We start from the raw sequence: 17,490 nt of genomic DNA on the forward strand, positions 1-17,490 counted from the left end.
AACCTGAAGGTCGCAGGTTCAAATCCTGCCCCCGCAACCACCGATGCCAAGAAAGCCCGCCGTCCTCGCGACGGCGGGTTTTTTTCGTCGTGGGCGGCGGCGGGCGGGATCCCTGGGCCGGGGCTTGACATGCCCTTCGGACGCCACGGCCGATGGCGCTGCGCCGGCCCTTGCACGTGCCGAGTCGCCCCCCGACCACCGCAATCACCCCGAAGCCGCCATCGAAGGCGGCCATCACGCTGCCGGAGCCCGCCGCTCTGGCGGGGGCGAAGGCCGCCACAGCCGGTGGGCCCGGTCTGCGGAGGCAACCGCAGGCTTTCATCGTCCGAATCGTGATTCACTGGTTCCCATTCCACCAGCGCCGCGTCTTTTTGCCGGGGTTTGCGGGTGCGGTTTCGGTCGCGGATGCGGAGGAGGATGCGCAAGAACCCGTCATGGTCGCTGTTTTGGAAGCATGTGGTTTGCACCGCATTCCGACTTTCGCTTGCGGGTTGAATCCTTAAAAAAAACGTTGTTATCCCTGAGACCTGTCGGTACTGATGTGCTCTCAGCACCACTTTAGGGGCACGTAGTGCCCCTTCTCGAACGGCGGGCAGGCATGACGACGGACGACAAGCAGAACCAGGACACCGAAGGTCGCGATGTCATTGAGGAAGTGACGGAAGAAGTCGTGCAAGTGGGGCGGCCGTGGCTCGGCATTGCCATCGCTTGCGTGGTGGCCGCCGTTCTGCTGGTGATCCTCGCGATCCCGGGCATTCTGCTCTTCCCCCGTCCGCCGGTCAGTGATGACCATCTCGTGGCGGCCCAGCGTGACGCCAACGACGCCCTCGAGGAGCGCCTGCGGGAACTGCGGATGCTCGCGGAAAACGCCGTGTGCGTCGAAGACGGGACCCTGTACGGCGACAGCGGCAACGGCCTGACGTTGACACCGCTGGATGCCGCCCTCCGCCCGCCGGCACCGCGAATCGAGAGCCTCCCCGCGCCGCGGGAAGCCGTCCCGCCCGGCAGTCCCGACGGCAGCCTCGTCGGGCTGATGGACCGCTCCACCGCCCTCGTCCTCGCGCCGTCGGCCGACGGATCGGGTGTCGGAACCGGCACCGGCTTCTTCGTGGCGCCCGGCGTGCTGGTCACCAACCGCCATGTCGTGGAGCAGGGCAGCGGCACCGCCCTCGTCATCAACCACGAGGCGGGCACCGCCATGGAAGCGACCGTGGCCGCCATGACGCCGAACAGCGACTTCGGTCAGCCTGACTTCGCGATCCTGACCGTGCCGGCAGCCGACTCGCTGCCGCACCTGAGCATCGCCCAGGAGGTCGAGCGCATGCAGCCTGTGATCGCGGCAGGCTTCCCCGGCCTGGTGACCGAAACCGACGAGAGCTTCCGGCAGTTGATGAGCGGCGATCTTTCCTCGGCACCGGAAGTCTCCTTCACCGATGGAATCGTGACCGCCCGCCAGGGTGGCGCCGGCGTCGAGCTGATCCTGCACAGCGCCGCCATCTCGCCCGGCAACAGTGGCGGGCCGCTGATTGACATGTGCGGCAACGTCGTCGGCGTGAACACCTTCGTGCGGTCGGAGGAAACCTTCCGGCGCATGAACTACGCGCTGTCCCACGACGTCCTGGCCGAGTTCCTGGCCGCCAACGGTGTTGCCATGCGGCGGCCGGCGGAGGCCTGCCAGCCGCCGGCCGCGCCCGCGCCGGCTCCGTCGCTCCCCATGCCCGACGGCGGCGCCGGCGGCGCTGCGGCCCCGGAGGCTGAAGCGGGCGCTGGTGCCGATGCCGATGCCGATGCGGCGCCGGCGGCCCCGGCGCCGGCCGAGTAAGCGCCATGAGCCGCCACGTCATCGCAGAAACGACGCTGGGCGGGCTGCGGCCCGTCGGCGTCGGCCAACGCCGCACGCTCGACGCCTGGGACCAGATCGTCGCCTTCCTGGAACACGACGGGCAACTGGGCCCCGACCATGCGGCCCTGTTCGCCGAACCGGTGGTTGACGAAAACGGTGTCGTTGAATGGTACGCGCCGCGTGACAGCGAGTCCGAGGCCGTTCCCGTATCCAGCCTGCCGGAGGCGGAGCAGGAAAGTGTCCGTGCCGAGGCGGCCCGGCTGACGGATGCGATCAGCGCCCGTGCCGATGCGTTGCGCGAAAGCATGCGCGAAGAGGACAAGCGCCTGGGCGAGACCCTGGCGACCGCCCTGTTCGTGCCCGAGGACACCGACGTCCTCTACGTCCAGGACGGCCGGCCGGTGCTGGTCAACTGGGGAACGTTGAAGGACGTCGCGGCGCCCCGGCTGAGCGTGCTCGACGAGGTCGTGCGTCCGCGCGCGCCCGAGCCCGTCCGTCCGCCGCCGCCGCCGATCCTGCGGCGGATCAGCCGCATCCTGGTGGACCGTCGCTGGCGCTGGTGGAACCTGCTGTGGGTGCTGTTCGCCCTGCTGGTGACAGCAATCATGGCGCTGCTGCTGTGGGGCTGCGCTTTGGGCATTCCGTTCGGCAACACCTTCCTGTCCTACTGCCCGCAGCCGCCGACCCTGAGCGACGACCTGGCGGCGGAGCGGCGCCGCGGCGTCGAACTGCAGGCGGAGATCGACCGGCTGGAGGACCAACTGGCAGACCTTCCGCGCTGCGTGCCACGTGAGCCGCCGCCGCCACCGCCGCCGCGGGTGGTGCCGGAACCGACGCCCGCGCCGGCCCCGACGCCGGAAGAGTCGGAGTTCGATCGTCGGCGCGAGGAAGCCGGTGGCAGCTCGGGCGACATCACGGTCACCCTGATCTGGGACGGTGACAGCGACCTCGATCTCGTCGCGCGCTGCCCCGACGGGTCGCAGATCGACTACACCCAGCGCTCGTCGTGCGGGGGTGAGCTGGACGTCGACGCCAACAACCAGTCGTCGAGCATCATGCCCAGCCCGGTGGAGAACGTGTTCTGGCCGGATGGCGAGGCGGCGCCCGGCGTCTACCGCGTCTTCGTCGACAACTACGAGGGCCGCAGCGCCGGCAACGCTCCGGTTCCGTTCCAGGTGCGCGTGAGCATCGGAAGCGACGTGCAGGAGTTCTCGGGCGAAGTCGCAGAGCCTGGCGGCGCGGTCCCTGTCACTGAATTCACCATCGAATGACCCTGGCCGCCGATAGCCGGGCTGCCTGAACGGGAAGAGCAATGCTGAAGAAACTGACCGATTTCCCCGATGTCATCACGCTGGTGCCCAACAGCGGCATTCAGATGCTCGACTTCGGCCTGAAGCTGTCCGATCTGAGCAAGCTGTCCCGATCGTTCTGGCCGGAGAAGCGCGACGAGAAGGACCCCGACGGCGGCACGGTCATTCACCTGCATCCGCTGCGGGAGGACGACGACAGCCACGTCTACGTCAACGAGGAGTATCCCGACGGCCGCGTCGCGCCCGCCGAGGAGGTCAACTCCTATCGGGCCGGGCCGGCCCTTGCCATCCTGGACAGCGAATGGTTGCCCGTTCCGGTGTTGCGCAGCCGCACGACGACCAAGCAGAACGCCGACGCCTATGATCGCGGGCCCATCGGCTGGGCGCGGCTCCGTACGGCGGCGCTGGACGAACCCGACGAGCACGGCAACACCCACCGCGTCACCATCGCCTTCGACACCACGCTGGGTGCGCCGAAGCGGGAGAACGCGCCGTACCTGGCGCCGGAGCCGCGCGACGCCCAGGACCCGGTGGAGTTCCAGCTGGTCTCCGATCCGGAAGCCATCATGTTCTTCCTTGAGGCGCGGCCCATCCGCCGCTGGCTGAAGGACCGTTTCCTCGCCTGCATGGCGCGCCACCGCGGCCGTCCCGTGCCGGAGGAGGACATCGATCCCGGCGAATACTGGGCGCAGTACGTCATGCTGATCGAGGCCGTGAACGCGGCCTGCAAGGTGCCGCGCATCAAGCTCATCGACACCGTCAGCAGCCCGGCATCCTTGCGCCCCATCGAGGTCGATCTGGTGATCGACGTCGGCAACAGCCGCACCTGCGGCATCCTGATCGAAAAGGCGCGGGACGAGGAGCAGCTCGACATCAGCGGCGCGACCCGCCTGGAATTGCGCGACCTGACCCGTCCGCACCTGGCGTATTCCGACCCGTTCGAGACGTGGGTGGAGTTCTCGCCCGCGCGCTTTGGCAGCTATGCCCATGCCCGCCGGACCAGCCAGCAGAACGCCTTCTGGTGGCCGAGCCTCGTGCGTATCGGCCCCGAGGCGTCGTGGCTGGCCGCGCGCTCCGACGGCACCGAAGGCATCACGGGCCTGTCCAGTCCTAAACGCTACCTGTGGGACAAGGAGGCCCGGCAACAGCCCTGGTCCAACACCCGCGGCCTGACGCCGCCGGGAGAGGACCCGGAGGAGATCAAGGGCCCGATGACCGCCGAACTGACCGAAGACGGGCAGCTTCTGGGCGGAGCGGGCCGTACGGTGGGCACCTCGCCCCGGTACTCGCGGGCGTCGCTCTACACCCTGATGCTGGTGGAGCTTCTGTCCCACGCGCTGGTGCAGATCAATTCGCCGGGCCTGCGCAGCCAGCGCGCCAACCGCGACATCCCGCGGCGCCTGAACAACCTGATCCTCACTCTGCCGTCGGCGACGCCGCTGGCCGAGCAGAAGGCGCTGAAGCGGTTCGCCAGCGACGCCTGGGAACTGCTCGCGCGCATCATGCGGTGGGGCGAGAACGACCCGCTGCACAAGGCGCCGACCATCCGCATGGACTGGGACGAGGCGACGTGCACGCACCTGGTCTACCTGCACAACGAAATCAACTGGAAGTACCAGGGGCAGCCGCGGGAGCTGTTCGATCTGCTCGGCGGCGGGCGGAAGGGACCCGACGGCGGGCCGGCGCTGCGCATCGCCAGCATCGACATCGGCGGCGGCACCACCGACCTGATGATCATCGAGCATGAGGTTGAAGGGAAAAGCATCGTCCATCCGCGCCAGTTGTTCCGGGAGGGCTTCCGTCTGGCCGGCGACGACATCGTCAAGACGGTTGTCGAGCAACTGGTCCTGCCGCGGTTCGTGGAGCATCTGGCCGAGTGCGGCTTGTCGCCGGCTGCCGCGCACGGCCTGATCACCGACCTGTTCGGCGGTGATCGCGAAGGCACGGCGGAGCAGGACCGGACGCTTCGGGTGAACTTCGTCAAGCAGGTGCTCACGCCGGCGGCACTGGGCCTTCTGGGGGCTTACGAGGCGGTGGACGGGCGCCGCACGGCCGGTGAGGAAACCTTCAAGGTGGGCGAGCTTCTGGCCGCCGGACATCCGCCGCAGGCGCATGTCCGGGCCTATCTGGAGCGCGAGGCCGAGCGGCGCGGCGCGGCGGACTTCCGCATCGAGGACGTGACGCTGACCATGGCGCCGCGGCGCATGGCGGCGCAGGTCACGGCGGTGATCGGCGGCATGCTTGACGACCTGTGCGACGTCGTCCGCCACTACCAGTGCGACCTTCTGTTGCTGTCCGGCCGGCCGTCGCGGCTGCCCGTCGTGCGCGACCGCATCAACACCAGCCTGCCGGTGCCACCGAACCGGGTGGTGGCGATGCACAAGTACGAGGTCTTCAACTGGTACCCGTTCCGCTCCAACGACTTCCGCATCCGCGACCCCAAGACGACCGCCGCCGTCGGCGCCATGCTGTGCCTGATGTGCGAGGGCCGTATGCCGGGCTTCTTCATGAAGTCCAGCGAGATCAAGATGAAGTCCACCGCCCGCTACCTGGGCGTGATGAACCAGCGCGGCGAAATCACCGACGACAACGTCCTGATCCATAACGTCGACTTCGACACCGGCGACGGCGTGGTCGGCTTCGAGCTGAAAATGGAGGGGCCGACCTTCATCGGCTTCCGCCAGTTGCCGCTGGCCCGCTGGAAGACGACGCCGCTGTACTACCTGACCTTCCGCGATCACGACCGTCTCGCCAAGCTGCGGCTGCCCATCCGGGTTGAGATGGAGCGGCAGGTGCTGGAGGAGGGCGCCGACGAGGCGGGGCTGGAGGACTTCAAGGTCGTCGACGCCGAGGACGCCGACCGGAAGACCTGCCGCAACGGGATCAAGTTCCGCCTGCAGACCCTGCGCAACGAGGCGCAGGGCGATTCCGGGTACTGGCTGGACAGCGGCGTGCTGCGCATCGCGCCGACCGCCGGCAAGTAATCGAACCAGTTCAGGGGCAAGAGGAAAACCATGCTGCGTGACAAGGATGCCGTGCTGGGCAAGCAGTGCAAAGACATGGCTGCGGCGTGCAGGCAGGCGCTGGACTGGTTCGGCGACAACGAAAAGATCGTCGGATACCGCCGCGCCAATCTGGAGCGTCTGTTCAAGAAGAACGCCGTCGAGGCCCTGAAGCTGGCGAATGCCGCCGAACGGCCCATGTCGGTGGGCGTCTTCGGCGCCAGCCAGGCCGGCAAGTCGTTTCTGACCGGCAGCTTCATCGCCCCGAAGGACAACCCCATCAAGGTGATCTTCGGCGACGAGAAGAACCCGGTGCGCATGGACTTCCTGAGCGAGGTCAATCCCACCGGCGGCGACGAGACCACCGGCCTGGTGACGCGCTTTTCCATCCGGCACCGCCGGCCGCCGTCGAACGACTATCCTGTCACCCTGCGGCTGCTGACCGAAGGCGACATCATCAAGATCCTGGCCAACACCTTCACGCTGGACCTGCGCGCCAAGCCGGAGCGCGCCTTCAGCCAGGCGGTCCTTACGGAACTGACGGGGGCAGCGGAGAGCGTGCGGCAGGACGCGGTGCAGCCGGGCCTTCCCGTGGAATCCATCCTGGACCTGGAGCAGTACATCCAGGAGGAACTGGAGGACCACCCGCTCAACAAGGAAGAGGCCCTGCGCGAGGAATACTGGCTGACGCTGGAGCGCCTCGCGCCGAACCTCAGGGCGGCGGAACGGGCCAAGCTGGTGGCGCCGCTGTGGGGTGAAATACCCGAGTTCACGGACCTGTACCTTGAACTGCGGGGCGCGCTGGACAGCATCGGCCACCCGGGCTTCGTCTATGTGCCGCTGGACGCCATCCGCGACCGTGCGCGCGGGGTGCTGCACGTCCAGACCATCTACCACCTCGACCCCGCCAACGAGGACGGCAGCTTCGCCCAGGACGGCGTGGACCAGGTGACCGTCATGGCGGAAAACGGCCGCACCGCCAGCCTGCGCAAGGCGGTGGTCACGGCGCTGACGGCGGAACTTCTGGTGACGCTGGAAGACAAGCCCTGGCCGTTCCTCGAGCACACCGACCTGCTGGATTTCCCCGGCGCCCGCGGCCGTGAGAGCAAGACCGCGACGGAGTTCTTCCGGGGCGGCGAGGACACCAAGCCCCAGAACCGCGCCTATTGCTTCCTGCGCGGCAAGATCGCCGTGCTGTTCGACAAGTATTCGGCCGAGCTGGATCTGAACACCATGCTCCTGTGTTCGGACGACCGCAACCAGGAGGTCCGCAAGCTGGCGGAGTTGATCCAGCGCTGGGTGGCCCGCACGCACGGGGCCACGGCGCAGGATCGCCTGAACTGCAAGACCGCCCTGATGCTCTGCATGACCAAGGCCGACACCCTGTTCGACCGCAAGGCCGGCGCCACGATGGAAGAGTCGGTGTCGGCGCGTCTGCGGAAGGACATCACGTTCTACCAGTCGTGGATGAAGCGGTGGGCCGGCGACCAGCCGTTCGACAACGTGGTGTTCGCGCGGAATCCCAAGTTCCAGCGCCGCGACCTGTTCGCCTACGAGGATGCGCCCGATGGCGCCCCGGAGGGATTCGTGCCGCAGGAAACCGGCCTGCTGGACGCGCCGGAGATGGAACGGTTCAAGCAGACCTTCCGCGAAATCAGCTTCGTGCAGGAGCACGTCGCCGATCCCGACGAGAGGGTCGACGCCATCCTGTCGCTGAACGACGGCGGCATTTCCTACATCGCCAAGAAGCTGGCGCCGACCTGCGACCCGGACCTCAAGTTCAACCAGATCCGCCCGCGCGCCCTGTCGCTTGCCGAGCGCATGCGCAACACGCTGACGGAGTTCTACGAAGCGGGCGACGTCGCGCAGCGCGTGGCCGAACGACGGGCCGAGGCCATGAAGGTGGTCAAGTGCCTGCAGTCCAAGGTCGCGCTCATCGGCCAGTTCATCGCCGCCCTGGAGACCGACGAAGACACCATGGCCACGGTCTTTCTGGACGTGGCGCGGGGTGAGACCGGCGATGTGGCGCCGGCGGACTCCGCCGCCGAAGCGGTTCCCGCCATGGCGGACGCGGGGTTCGACGGCACGGCGGCCATTGATCTCGGGGATCTGTTCGACGAGGGCGACGGAGCCGGCGCCGCACCGGCCGCGGGCGAGGAGACCGCCCCGGTCAAGCAGGGGCTCGCGGCGCTTTACGGCGAGGCGGCCGTCCGGCGCTGGCTGATGCGGATCAGCGATGCGGCGCAGAACGCCAAGTTGACCCAGACCTACGGCCTGGGACCGGCCGAGTTCGCCGCCGTGGTGCAGGAACTGGAGATCGCCGCCCGCCGGTACAAGGTCGCCAACCGCATCGCGGAGCTGGTGCAGCCCATCATCCAGTACCACCAGCGTCCCGACGAACACATGCACCGCGTCGCCATGGTTTCGGCCATGGAGATCAACCGCCTCGTCAACTTCCTCGGCCGCGACCGGCCCGAGGCCGAGAACAAGGGCGATGTCCTGTTCAAGCGCGAGGCGCCGGAGGTGGTCGACGGCCTGCCCGTGCTGCCCGACGACAACAACGAACTCCGCCGGGTGCGCGGGGCGGCGCTGCGTGACTGGCTCAAGGGCCTCGTCCTGCTGGCCGAGGAAAGCGCGGCCTCCAACGAGGGCGGCGTCATCGACGTCGAGCAGAACGCCCGCATGGGCAGCATCATCGCGCTTGTTCCGGCGGAGGTCGCACAGTGAGTCACGGCATGAAGATAGAGCAGGACCCGGCCCATCCCGGCGGCGGCTTTGCCCGGCTGGTCCTGCCCGGCAAGGCGGGGGATGCCCGGAAGAAGCCGCGGGTCACCATCACCCGGCAGAGCAACAGCGACAGTTGCCTGGGGCGCACCGGCTGGCAGGCGGCGGAGCACCAGTTCAAGCCGCGCAAGATTCGTGTCGAAGGGTCGTCGCTTGTGCTGGTTCTCGGCCCCGAGATCGTCGACAACGTCGACGAATTCACCGGCGTGACCGTGTCGGTGCCGCCGCTCAAGGTTTCCGAACAGCTCCGCTGGCCTTCGCTCCTGCCGGCGACGGACCTCGATGCGGAGGGCGACGGCCAGGACTTCGTGGACGACGGCGCCGAGCCGCCCATCGAATACGACGGAGGCGCCAAACCGCCCGAGCCGGAGGAGACGCCGGAGCCGAAGCCGGACCCGGTCCCCGATCCCACGCCGGACCCCGATCCTGCGCCCGCGCCTGGGCCCGGACCGGACCCGAAGCCGGAGCCGCAGCCCAAGACGGCGCCCAAGCCTGCGCCTGCGCCTGCGCCTGCGCCGAAGCCGGCTCCGCAACCCGCCCCGAAGTCGGACAGTGGAGCGAAGCCGGGCCCGCAGACGCCGACGCCAACGCCGCCGATCGAACCCACGACCGACGTAAACGATCTTCTTCGCCGGCAGAAGGAGGAGCGCGAGGCCAACCAGAGGGCAAAGGACGCCAGGCAGGCCCCGCAGCCCGAGCCGCCGGTCCCGCAGCCTGCGCCGAAGCCGCAGGACGACGGCAAAAGCGGCGGGGACGGTGACGACGGGGGTGAGACTTCGCCGGAACCGGAAAAGACGCCGATCCCCGATCCCGTTCCCGACCCGACGGTCATCCCGGAGCAGGCGGCCGGAAAGCGCCGGCCGCTCTGGCCGTTCATCCTGCTGATCGTCGTGCTCCTCGCCGCGCTGGGGGGAGCCGCCTACGTCTTCCGGGACGAGATCACGGCCTTCGTGGAGGACATGACGGGCGCCGCGGACGCCGGTCCGGCGCCCGAGGCAGAGGCCGATCCCGCGTCCGAAGCGACCGATCCGGCGCCCACCGACGAGGCGGACCCCGATGCGCCTGCGCCGCCCGCCGACGCCGAAGCGGCGCCGGAGGCGGAGAGCAGCCTGTCGCCGGCCGAGCGCTACGACATGGCGATGGAAGCCCTGCGCGCCGGCGATCCGGATACGGCGGTGCCGCTTCTCCGCGCCAACGCCGGTGAGGGTCACGCGCCGTCCATGGGCGCGCTGGCGGAACATTACGCGGACATCGATCCGGGCGAGGCCCTGCGCCTGGCGGCGGATGCCTGTGAACAGGGGCTCGCCGATGGTGCCGGCTTGCTGGACCAGGTGCAGTCCGCGATCGCGGCTCAGGCCGACCGTGGCGATGCCATGGCCCGCCTTGCCCTGGACATTGACCTCGGCGCGGCTGCGGCCGCCTGCGCCCCGTAATCCCCAGGAGGACAATCATGTCAGCCCGCTTCATAACGCAGGGTGCCGGTCTCGCCCGGTGGACCGGCCGCGCCTTCATGCTGGCGGCGCTTGCCTGCGCGTCCCTGGCCGTTCCCGGCCCGGCGGCGGCCGAGCCTCTGCTGGTGCCCGGGAAGACCGACATCTACCAGCGCGTCCTGACCCGTCCGGATGCGACGATCACCGGCGCGGTGGGTGGTGCGTCCGTCGACGAGCCGGCCGCCTTTTCGGCCTACTATGTCTTCGCGCGCGAAGACGGTGCCGACGGCGAATGGCTCCAGGTGGGGCCGGCCCGGCGCGGCGACCCGACAGGATGGGTCAAGGCCGCTGAGACTGTCGAGTGGCAGACCACCATGGTGCTCGCCTTCAACAATCCCTCCGATCGCCTGCCCGTCCTGTTCTTCGATGACGAGGATTCGCTGCGCGACCTGGTGGAAAGCGAGCGCCTGCCGGCCCTGGCGCCGGAGTACGTCGATCAGGCACGCGCCGGCGAGGCTCCGGCGGGATCGGGCGTCCTGTCCATCGAGCCCCGCGAATGGGTCGACCTGCGCGACAACTTCTATCTCCTGCCGGTCCTGGACGCCAAGATGACCTTCCTGGCGACGGGCACGCGGGCGTCGCTGGTGCGCGTGGCCTCGATCCCCCTGCAGGAGGATGCCGCAAGCCCCGAGGCCTCTTCCGAGTTCCGGGCGGGCATCATGTTCGTCATCGACAGCACCATCTCCATGCAGCCCTACATCGACCGCACGCGGGAGGCGCTGCACCGCATCTACGAGCAGGTCCGCAACTCGTCGATCGGCGACAAGGTGAGCTTCGGGCTGGTCGAGTTCCGCGACAACACCGATGCCGCGCCGGGCCTCGACTACGTCACCAAGGTGGTGGCGCCGCTTCAGATTCCGCCGGATCACGAGGATTTCCTCCGTCGCATGGACGACGTCACCGTCTCCACCGTCACCAGCGCCGGCTTCAACGAAGACGGACTGGCGGGCGTGCTGGCCGCCATCGGCAGCGAGGACTGGAAGCACTTCGGCGGCCGCTACATCATCTTCATCAGCGACGCCGGCGTGCGCGAGCCGCCGGACCCTCTGGCCGCCACCGGCATGGGTCCGCGGGAAATCAACCGGCTGTCGCGCGACAAGGTGATCGCCGTGTTCTCCATGCTGCTGGCGACGCCGGCGGGCACCGCCTACCATGCGCGGGCCGAGGAGCAGTTGCGTGAACTGTCGTACTGGAACGACTGCACGGCCGCGCCGTTCTACTCCGTCCCCGAGGGCCGGCTGGAGGATTTCGGCCCCACGATCGACGGATTGACCCGCACGCTGATCAACCAGATCGAGGCGGCCGCCGCGTCCGTCGGCACCGCGCCGGCGCCGGCGTCGCCCGCCGGCAGCGGCCCGGCCCGGGGCGTGTCGTGCTCGTCCGGCGGCGGCGGCGCGGCGGCGGACGGCGGTGCCCGTGATGCCTTCCTGGCGTCGGCCGACGACATCGGCCAGGCCATGCAGATGGCATGGCTCGGCCGGGCCCGCGGCACGACGGCGCCCGACGTGTTCGAGGCCTGGGCGCCCGACTTCGCCCTGGACGATCCCAGCCGCAAGGCGTTCGAGGTTCGCGTCCTGCTGACCAAAAAGCAGCTCAGCCGCATGGCCGCCGCCCTGGAAATGGTGCTGGAAGCCGGCCAGACGGTGCTGGACGACGCGCCGGAACGCTTCTTCGACCAGTTGCGCACCGTGGTGGCCCGGGCCGCGCGCGACCCGTCCGCGCTGGAGGCCGGCGCGCCGGCCATCAGCGATCCGGCCAGCCTGGACAACCTGGGCGACCTTCTGGGCGAATACCTGGAAGACCTGCCCTACAGCAGCCAGCTCATGGACATCAGCGCCGACACCTGGCTGGACGCAAGCCCCTCGTTCCAGGACCGGGTGCTGACCACCGTGCGGTCCAAGTTGCGGGCCTACCAGCACTTCCACGACGACGCCGACAACTGGGTCAAGCTGGCCGAAGGCGCGCCGGAGGACGAATGGGTCTACCCGATCCCGCTGGACCTGCTGCCATGACACCGGGTGTGACCGTGCTCTCGTGCCGCGATCTCGCCGTCCGGCGCCAGTCGGCGGACAGCACCTTTTCGCTGTCCGTGCCGCGGCTGGACCTGCGGACCGGGGACCGCCTGGCCTTGATGGGGCAGAGCGGCAGCGGCAAGAGCACGCTCATCAACATCCTGGCGCTTGCCATGCGTCCCGATCCGCAGGGAAGCCTGCTGATCCGCGCGGAGGGCGGACGCAAGGTGGTCGACGCCAACGCGCTGTGGCGCAAGGGGCGCGACGACGCCCTGACGCGCCTGCGCCGCAGTGCCTTCGGCTACGTTCAGCAGGTGGGGTGCCTTCTGCCGTTCCTCACGGTGGAGCAGAACCTGACCTTCACGCAGACGCTCAACGGCAGACGCTCCGTGCAGGACGCCCGTGCACTGGCCGAGCGGCTGGGCGTCGCCGGCGTGCTCAAGCGCCGGCCGGATGCGCTGTCGGTGGGGCAGCGCCAGCGGGTGAGCATCGCCCGGGCCCTGGCTCACCGTCCGTTCATCGTGCTGGCGGACGAGCCCACGGCCTCCCTGGACCGCGACAATGCCGCGGAAGTCATGCGGCTGCTGGTCGAGCAGGCGCAGGAACGCGGCGTGGCCCTTGTGGTCGCCAGCCACGACCTGGCGCTGTGCGAAAGCTTTGGATTCGAGATCGTGCCGGCGCAGGTTCTTCCGGGCGCCCAGACCGTGTTCCACAGGGAGCCGGCCGGCCGGCGCCCCGTCGGTGGCGGGCCGTCGGCCCGGGCGGAGGCGCCCCGTGTCCAGTAAACTCCGCCGGCTTGGCTTCGCCTGTGTCCTGGGATGGCGCGACCTCCGCCACGAGGCCGTGAGCTTCGGGTGCCAGGTGCTCGCGCTGGCCGCCGTCATCGCGCCGTTGCTGGTGCTCTACGGCCTCAAGTCCGGGGTCATGGGCCACCTGACGGACGAGTTGGCCTCGGACGTACGCACGCTGCAGGTCTCGGTGCTGCAAGAGGCCGAGTATGACGCCGAATGGATCGCCGCCATGCGGGCCCGGCCCGAGGTCGGCTTCATCCAGGCGCATACCCGAACCCTGGCGGCCACGGTGGAAATCATTCGCCGCAGCGGCGACAACGGCGCCATGCACATGCAACGTGCATCCCTGTTGGCGTCCGGCGCGGGCGACCCGCTCCTGCCGGAGGGCCTGGCGGCGCCGGGCGACGATGCCGTCGTGCTGTCCTCTGCCCTGGCGACCGCGCTGGACGCCGCGCCGGGCAGCACGGTGGAGGCGGTTATCTCGCGCCGGCTCGACGGCGCCGAACAGAACGTCTTCCTGGCCTTGCGCGTCGCCGGCGTGGTCGCTCCCGGCCTGTGGGACGCGCGCGGCGCCCTGGTCAGCCTGAATACCCTGGTGGACGTGGAGCGCTGGCGCGACGGCAACGCCGTCCCCCGGCGCGGCTGGACCGACGGCCGCGCCGATGGCCCGCGCGGCGAAAGCTACCCCAACATCCGGCTTTATGCGTCGGGCCTGGATGCGGTGGAACCGCTGGTGACCGACCTGACGGCCATGGGCTTCGACGTCCGCTCCCGCCTTGGCGACGTGAAGGCGATACAGGGCCTGGACCGCAGCCTGACGGCCATCTTCGTCATCATCACGGTGGTGGCGGCGCTTGGGGTTTCCATCGCCTTCGGCGCAACCCTCTGGTCCAACGTGGCCCGCAAGACCGCCGAGATCAGCCTCATCCGCCTCCAGGGCATGGAGCGCGGCGCGGTGGCCGGTTTTCCGGTTGCGCAGGCGGTGATGATCGCTGTGTCCGGCGTCCTGCTCGCCACCGGGATGGCGACGGGCACCTGCGCCACCATCGACGCCTTTTTCAGCGAGGGCCTCGCCGTCGGCACGCAGGTGTGCAGCACCCGGCCCGATCATGTGCTTACCGCCGCGGCAGGCACCGTTGTCCTGTCGCTGATCGCTTCGTTCGCGGCTGCGAACGTGGTGGCAAGGATCGACCCGAGCAAGGGATTGACCGATGTCTAGACTGCGTCATGTCTTCGCCGCCGTGTCCGCGGCCGCTGCTCTTGTCGCGACGGGCCTGGGCGAATCGCCGGCGCCGGCGGCGGCCGCCGACGCGCCGGCGATCGAATGGCCGGAAGGGATGTGGAATCCCAAGGCCGCGGACGACGACGTGATCCTTCCCATGCCCTGCGGCGGCGCCATGGCGTTCCGCAAGGTGCCGACGACGCTGCCGGGGAACTGGCTGACGGACGACAGGGTCAGGCTGGGGTCGCCGCAGGCCGAGGTAGCGTTCGCCTCCTACCTGAACCGCGGCCATGTGGCGGGGTCCCTCAGCGAGAACAACGATCCGGCCACCCGTCACCTGCTGATCGGCAAATACGAGGTGACGACCGACCAGTACAACGCCGTCATCGGCGGCGAGTGCGGCCGGCCGAACATGATGGGGCGGCTGCCCAAGGACGGCGTGTCGTGGTTCGACGCCGTGCACTTCGGCCGCGCCTACACCGAGTGGCTGCTGCAGAACGCGCGCGAGAGCCTGCCGCACGAAGACGGCGACCCGGCCTTCATCCGGCTGCCGACGGAAACGGAGTGGGAGTTCGCCGCCCGCGGCGGCCGCGCCGTAACCGAGGACGATTTCATGGCGCCGCGTTTCCCCATGGACGGGGACATCTCGCGCTGGGCCTGGTTCCAGGGGTCGTCCTCATGCCAGGGCCATCTGCAGCCGGTGGGCGTGTTGGAGCCCAACCCGCTGGGGCTTCACGACATCCTGGGCAATGTCGAGGAGATCATGCTGGAACCCTTCCGCATGGTCCGCGTGCAGCGCCACCACGGCCAGGTGGGCGGCATGGTCAGCCGCGGCGGATCGTGCCTGACCGACCGCAGCATGCTGACCACGGCAAGCCGCACCGAGTCCAACTACTTCAACCCCCGCACGGGCCAGGCCAGGACGCCCGAGATGACCGGCTTCCGGGTGGTCGTCGCCGCCCCTGTGCAGGTCAGCCACGAGCGCATCGCCGAGCTGCGCGAGGACTGGGAAAGCCTGTCGGACGGTGGGGCCCGGGCGGCGGCCGCCGATGCGGCACCCCGCGGCCCGGCGGAGGCGCTGGAGGCGGCCGCCGGCGCGACCTCGGACGTGGAGGCCGAGCAGGTCATGCGCGACATCGCCGCCGCAATCCGGGAAGACGCGTCGGACCGTGCCGACGTTGAGCGCCGGGCGGTGCAGGCGGCCATCCAGTCCGGCGCGCTGATCATCCGCCAGTACCGCGACGAACTCCGGCGCATGGAAAACATCGAGAAGATCATCGCCATCCGCCGCGAAAGCACCGGCACGAATGCCGAGGCGCAGATCGCCGAGGCGGAGCAGACGCGACACTACATTCGCCAGCGACTGAAGATCACGCAATCGGTCTACACCACCGTCCTCGGTCAGACGGCCGAGGATTATCCCGTCGCCCTGCTGGCGGACCAGTCGGCGATCGTCGGGCAGCGCCTGCGCGACGTCGGTGCCGAAAGCATGGCGGGCTTCGCCCAGGCCTTCGTCGGCCAGGTGGAGCGCTGGGCGGGCGACGGTGGCGGCGATATCGAGGCCTACCTTGAGGAATTGGGCGAGCTGTAGGGGCGACGTCCACGGACCAAAACGCAGAGGGGAAAACACGACGATGACCAGCATGATGAAGCGACTGAAGACAGGGGCCATCGCACTGACGGCGGTGGCGACGCTGAGCGCCTGCGCCACCGGCGGGCCGAAGCTGGACGAGGCGAACATGAACGCCGACGAGCGCCAGCTCGCCTCCTACGCCGGCGAGGACTACGTCGAGCAGTACGCGGTGCAGGCCGGCCTGGCCGGCGCGGCGGGGGGCGCCATCGCGGGCTGCATCATCGCTGCGGTGGCCGGTGCCAGCTGTGAAGACGGCGCCCTCATCGGCGGCGGCATCGGGGCCCTTGCGGGCGCGGCCTACGGCGCCGAGGCGGGACGCCAGACGGCGCAGCTGGCGGAGCAGCAGCTGGGCGAGGAGCAGGCGCTGGCCGTCGCGGCGCAGGAACTGGACGACGCCCGCGCCTCGAACCGGGCCGCCCAGGCGGTGGTCACGCAGCAGGGCCGCCGCCTTGCGAGCCTGCGCGAGCGCATGGAATCCGGCGCCGCGAGCCGCGAACAGTACGATGCGGCGCTGGAGGAGGCCAGGCAGGCCGAGATGCTCATCGGCGGTTCGCGCGACAAGCTGCGTGACTCGCTTGGCGACATCGAAAAGCGCATCGAGGCCGAGCGCGACCGCGGCGGCGACACGGCCAAACTGACGGCGACCTATGAAAGCCTGAAGAAGGAGGCCGATAACCTGGACCGCCAGCTTGCGGTGCTGACGTCGGACCGCGAGGCCACCGAAGCGCTGATGGCCAGCTCCTGACGCCATTGCCGCGCCGGCACACTGCCGGCGGCTTTCCATCGAGGTTTGCATCATGAAACGATTCACGACACCGGCCATCGTGCTGGGTGCGACGCTGGTGGTCGCAGGCTGCGCCGCCGGCACCGCGGAGAACTGCGACGCCCTGAACGCCAACAGCGTCTTCCAGGACTTCGCCTGCAAGCAGGGGGGCGGCTACGAGGAACGGCTGGCCCTGATCCGCGCGGAAACGCGGGCGAAGGTCGCCAGCACCCAGTTGACGGCGGCCGAGACCGCGGAGCTTCAGGCCGAGGCGGAAGTCATGGCCCGCGATGCCGACGTGCTGGAAGACCGGCTGGCCGGCCTGAACGCCGACCTGGCGGCCATGCGCTTGCGGATCGACTCCGTCACCGCCCGCAACGACTCGCAGCGGGCCCAGCTTACGGCCCTGCGCGAGGAACTGTCGGAGGCCGAGCAGAACCTGGCGCAGGTCCAGGCGGCTGCGAGCGTCACGCCCGAGCAGATCGCCGCGCTGCAGGGCGAGATCGCCCGCAAGAAGGCGGCGGTCTCTGACATCCTCGGCAACATGGGCGTGGTCGAATAGTGTGCCGCGCCGTCCCCGGCACGCCCGCGGGTGTGCCGGGGACGTCTTCCAGCACCGCAGAATAATAGCCGCAGCAAG

The 17,490-nt window shown here is 69.4% G+C and carries 11 protein-coding genes; all 11 read left to right on the plus strand.

All coding sequences use genetic code 11. From position 1 onward, the window contains the following. The first annotated feature begins 598 nt into the window (after nucleotides 1-598). Genes C882_RS01440 through C882_RS01490 form a run of 11 tightly spaced genes read left to right on the plus strand, consistent with a single transcriptional unit; the run spans nucleotide 599 to nucleotide 17,412 of the window. Complete coding sequence (locus C882_RS01440; RefSeq protein ID WP_009538745.1) at nucleotides 599-1,822, plus strand: S1 family peptidase; 1,224 nt, start codon at nucleotides 599-601, stop codon at nucleotides 1,820-1,822. Nucleotides 1,823-1,827: 5 nt separating this feature from the next. Beyond that, entirely contained in the window at nucleotides 1,828-3,114 is a 1,287-nt protein-coding gene (locus tag C882_RS01445) for a hypothetical protein (protein ID WP_009538746.1), read from the plus strand. Between the two features lie 41 nt (nucleotides 3,115-3,155). Beyond that, nucleotides 3,156-6,137, plus strand: coding sequence for a virulence factor SrfB (locus C882_RS01450; protein WP_009538747.1), 2,982 nt, complete (start codon nucleotides 3,156-3,158; stop codon nucleotides 6,135-6,137). 30 nt (nucleotides 6,138-6,167) lie between these two features. Next, on the plus strand, nucleotides 6,168-8,882 hold the full coding sequence (locus C882_RS01455; protein ID WP_009538748.1) for a virulence factor SrfC family protein: 2,715 nt from the start codon (nucleotides 6,168-6,170) through the stop codon (nucleotides 8,880-8,882). Between the two features lie 8 nt (nucleotides 8,883-8,890). Further along, nucleotides 8,891-10,372, plus strand: a complete 1,482-nt coding sequence (locus C882_RS25640) for a hypothetical protein (RefSeq protein ID WP_043643013.1) — start codon at nucleotides 8,891-8,893, stop codon at nucleotides 10,370-10,372. Nucleotides 10,373-10,389: 17 nt separating this feature from the next. Continuing rightward, the gene (locus tag C882_RS24850) at nucleotides 10,390-12,441 is read left to right on the plus strand and encodes a vWA domain-containing protein (RefSeq protein ID WP_009538750.1); all 2,052 of its coding nucleotides are present in this window, start codon (nucleotides 10,390-10,392) and stop codon (nucleotides 12,439-12,441) included. Beyond that, nucleotides 12,438-13,226 carry an ABC transporter ATP-binding protein gene (locus C882_RS24855; RefSeq protein WP_083875643.1) on the plus strand — a complete coding sequence of 263 codons (789 nt, stop codon included), beginning with the start codon at nucleotides 12,438-12,440 and terminating at the stop codon, nucleotides 13,224-13,226. Before C882_RS24850 ends, C882_RS24855 begins: the two co-directional genes overlap by 4 nt. Next, nucleotides 13,216-14,451 (plus strand): ABC transporter permease, encoded by a 1,236-nt coding sequence (locus C882_RS01475; protein ID WP_009538752.1) that lies wholly within the window; start codon nucleotides 13,216-13,218, stop codon nucleotides 14,449-14,451. The genes C882_RS24855 and C882_RS01475 overlap by 11 nt, the downstream gene beginning before the upstream one ends. Next, nucleotides 14,444-16,045 carry a formylglycine-generating enzyme family protein gene (locus tag C882_RS01480; protein ID WP_051999920.1) on the plus strand — a complete coding sequence of 534 codons (1,602 nt, stop codon included), beginning with the start codon at nucleotides 14,444-14,446 and terminating at the stop codon, nucleotides 16,043-16,045. Before C882_RS01475 ends, C882_RS01480 begins: the two co-directional genes overlap by 8 nt. A 43-nt stretch (nucleotides 16,046-16,088) precedes the next feature. Beyond that, nucleotides 16,089-16,832, plus strand: a complete 744-nt coding sequence (locus C882_RS24860; RefSeq protein WP_009538754.1) for an HlyD family secretion protein — start codon at nucleotides 16,089-16,091, stop codon at nucleotides 16,830-16,832. 52 nt (nucleotides 16,833-16,884) lie between these two features. Then, nucleotides 16,885-17,412, plus strand: a complete 528-nt coding sequence (locus C882_RS01490) for a hypothetical protein (RefSeq protein WP_009538755.1) — start codon at nucleotides 16,885-16,887, stop codon at nucleotides 17,410-17,412. Nucleotides 17,413-17,490: the final 78 nt, after the last annotated feature.

The organism is Caenispirillum salinarum AK4 (assembly GCF_000315795.1).
GTDB lineage: Bacteria > Pseudomonadota > Alphaproteobacteria > Rhodospirillales > Rhodospirillaceae > Caenispirillum > Caenispirillum salinarum.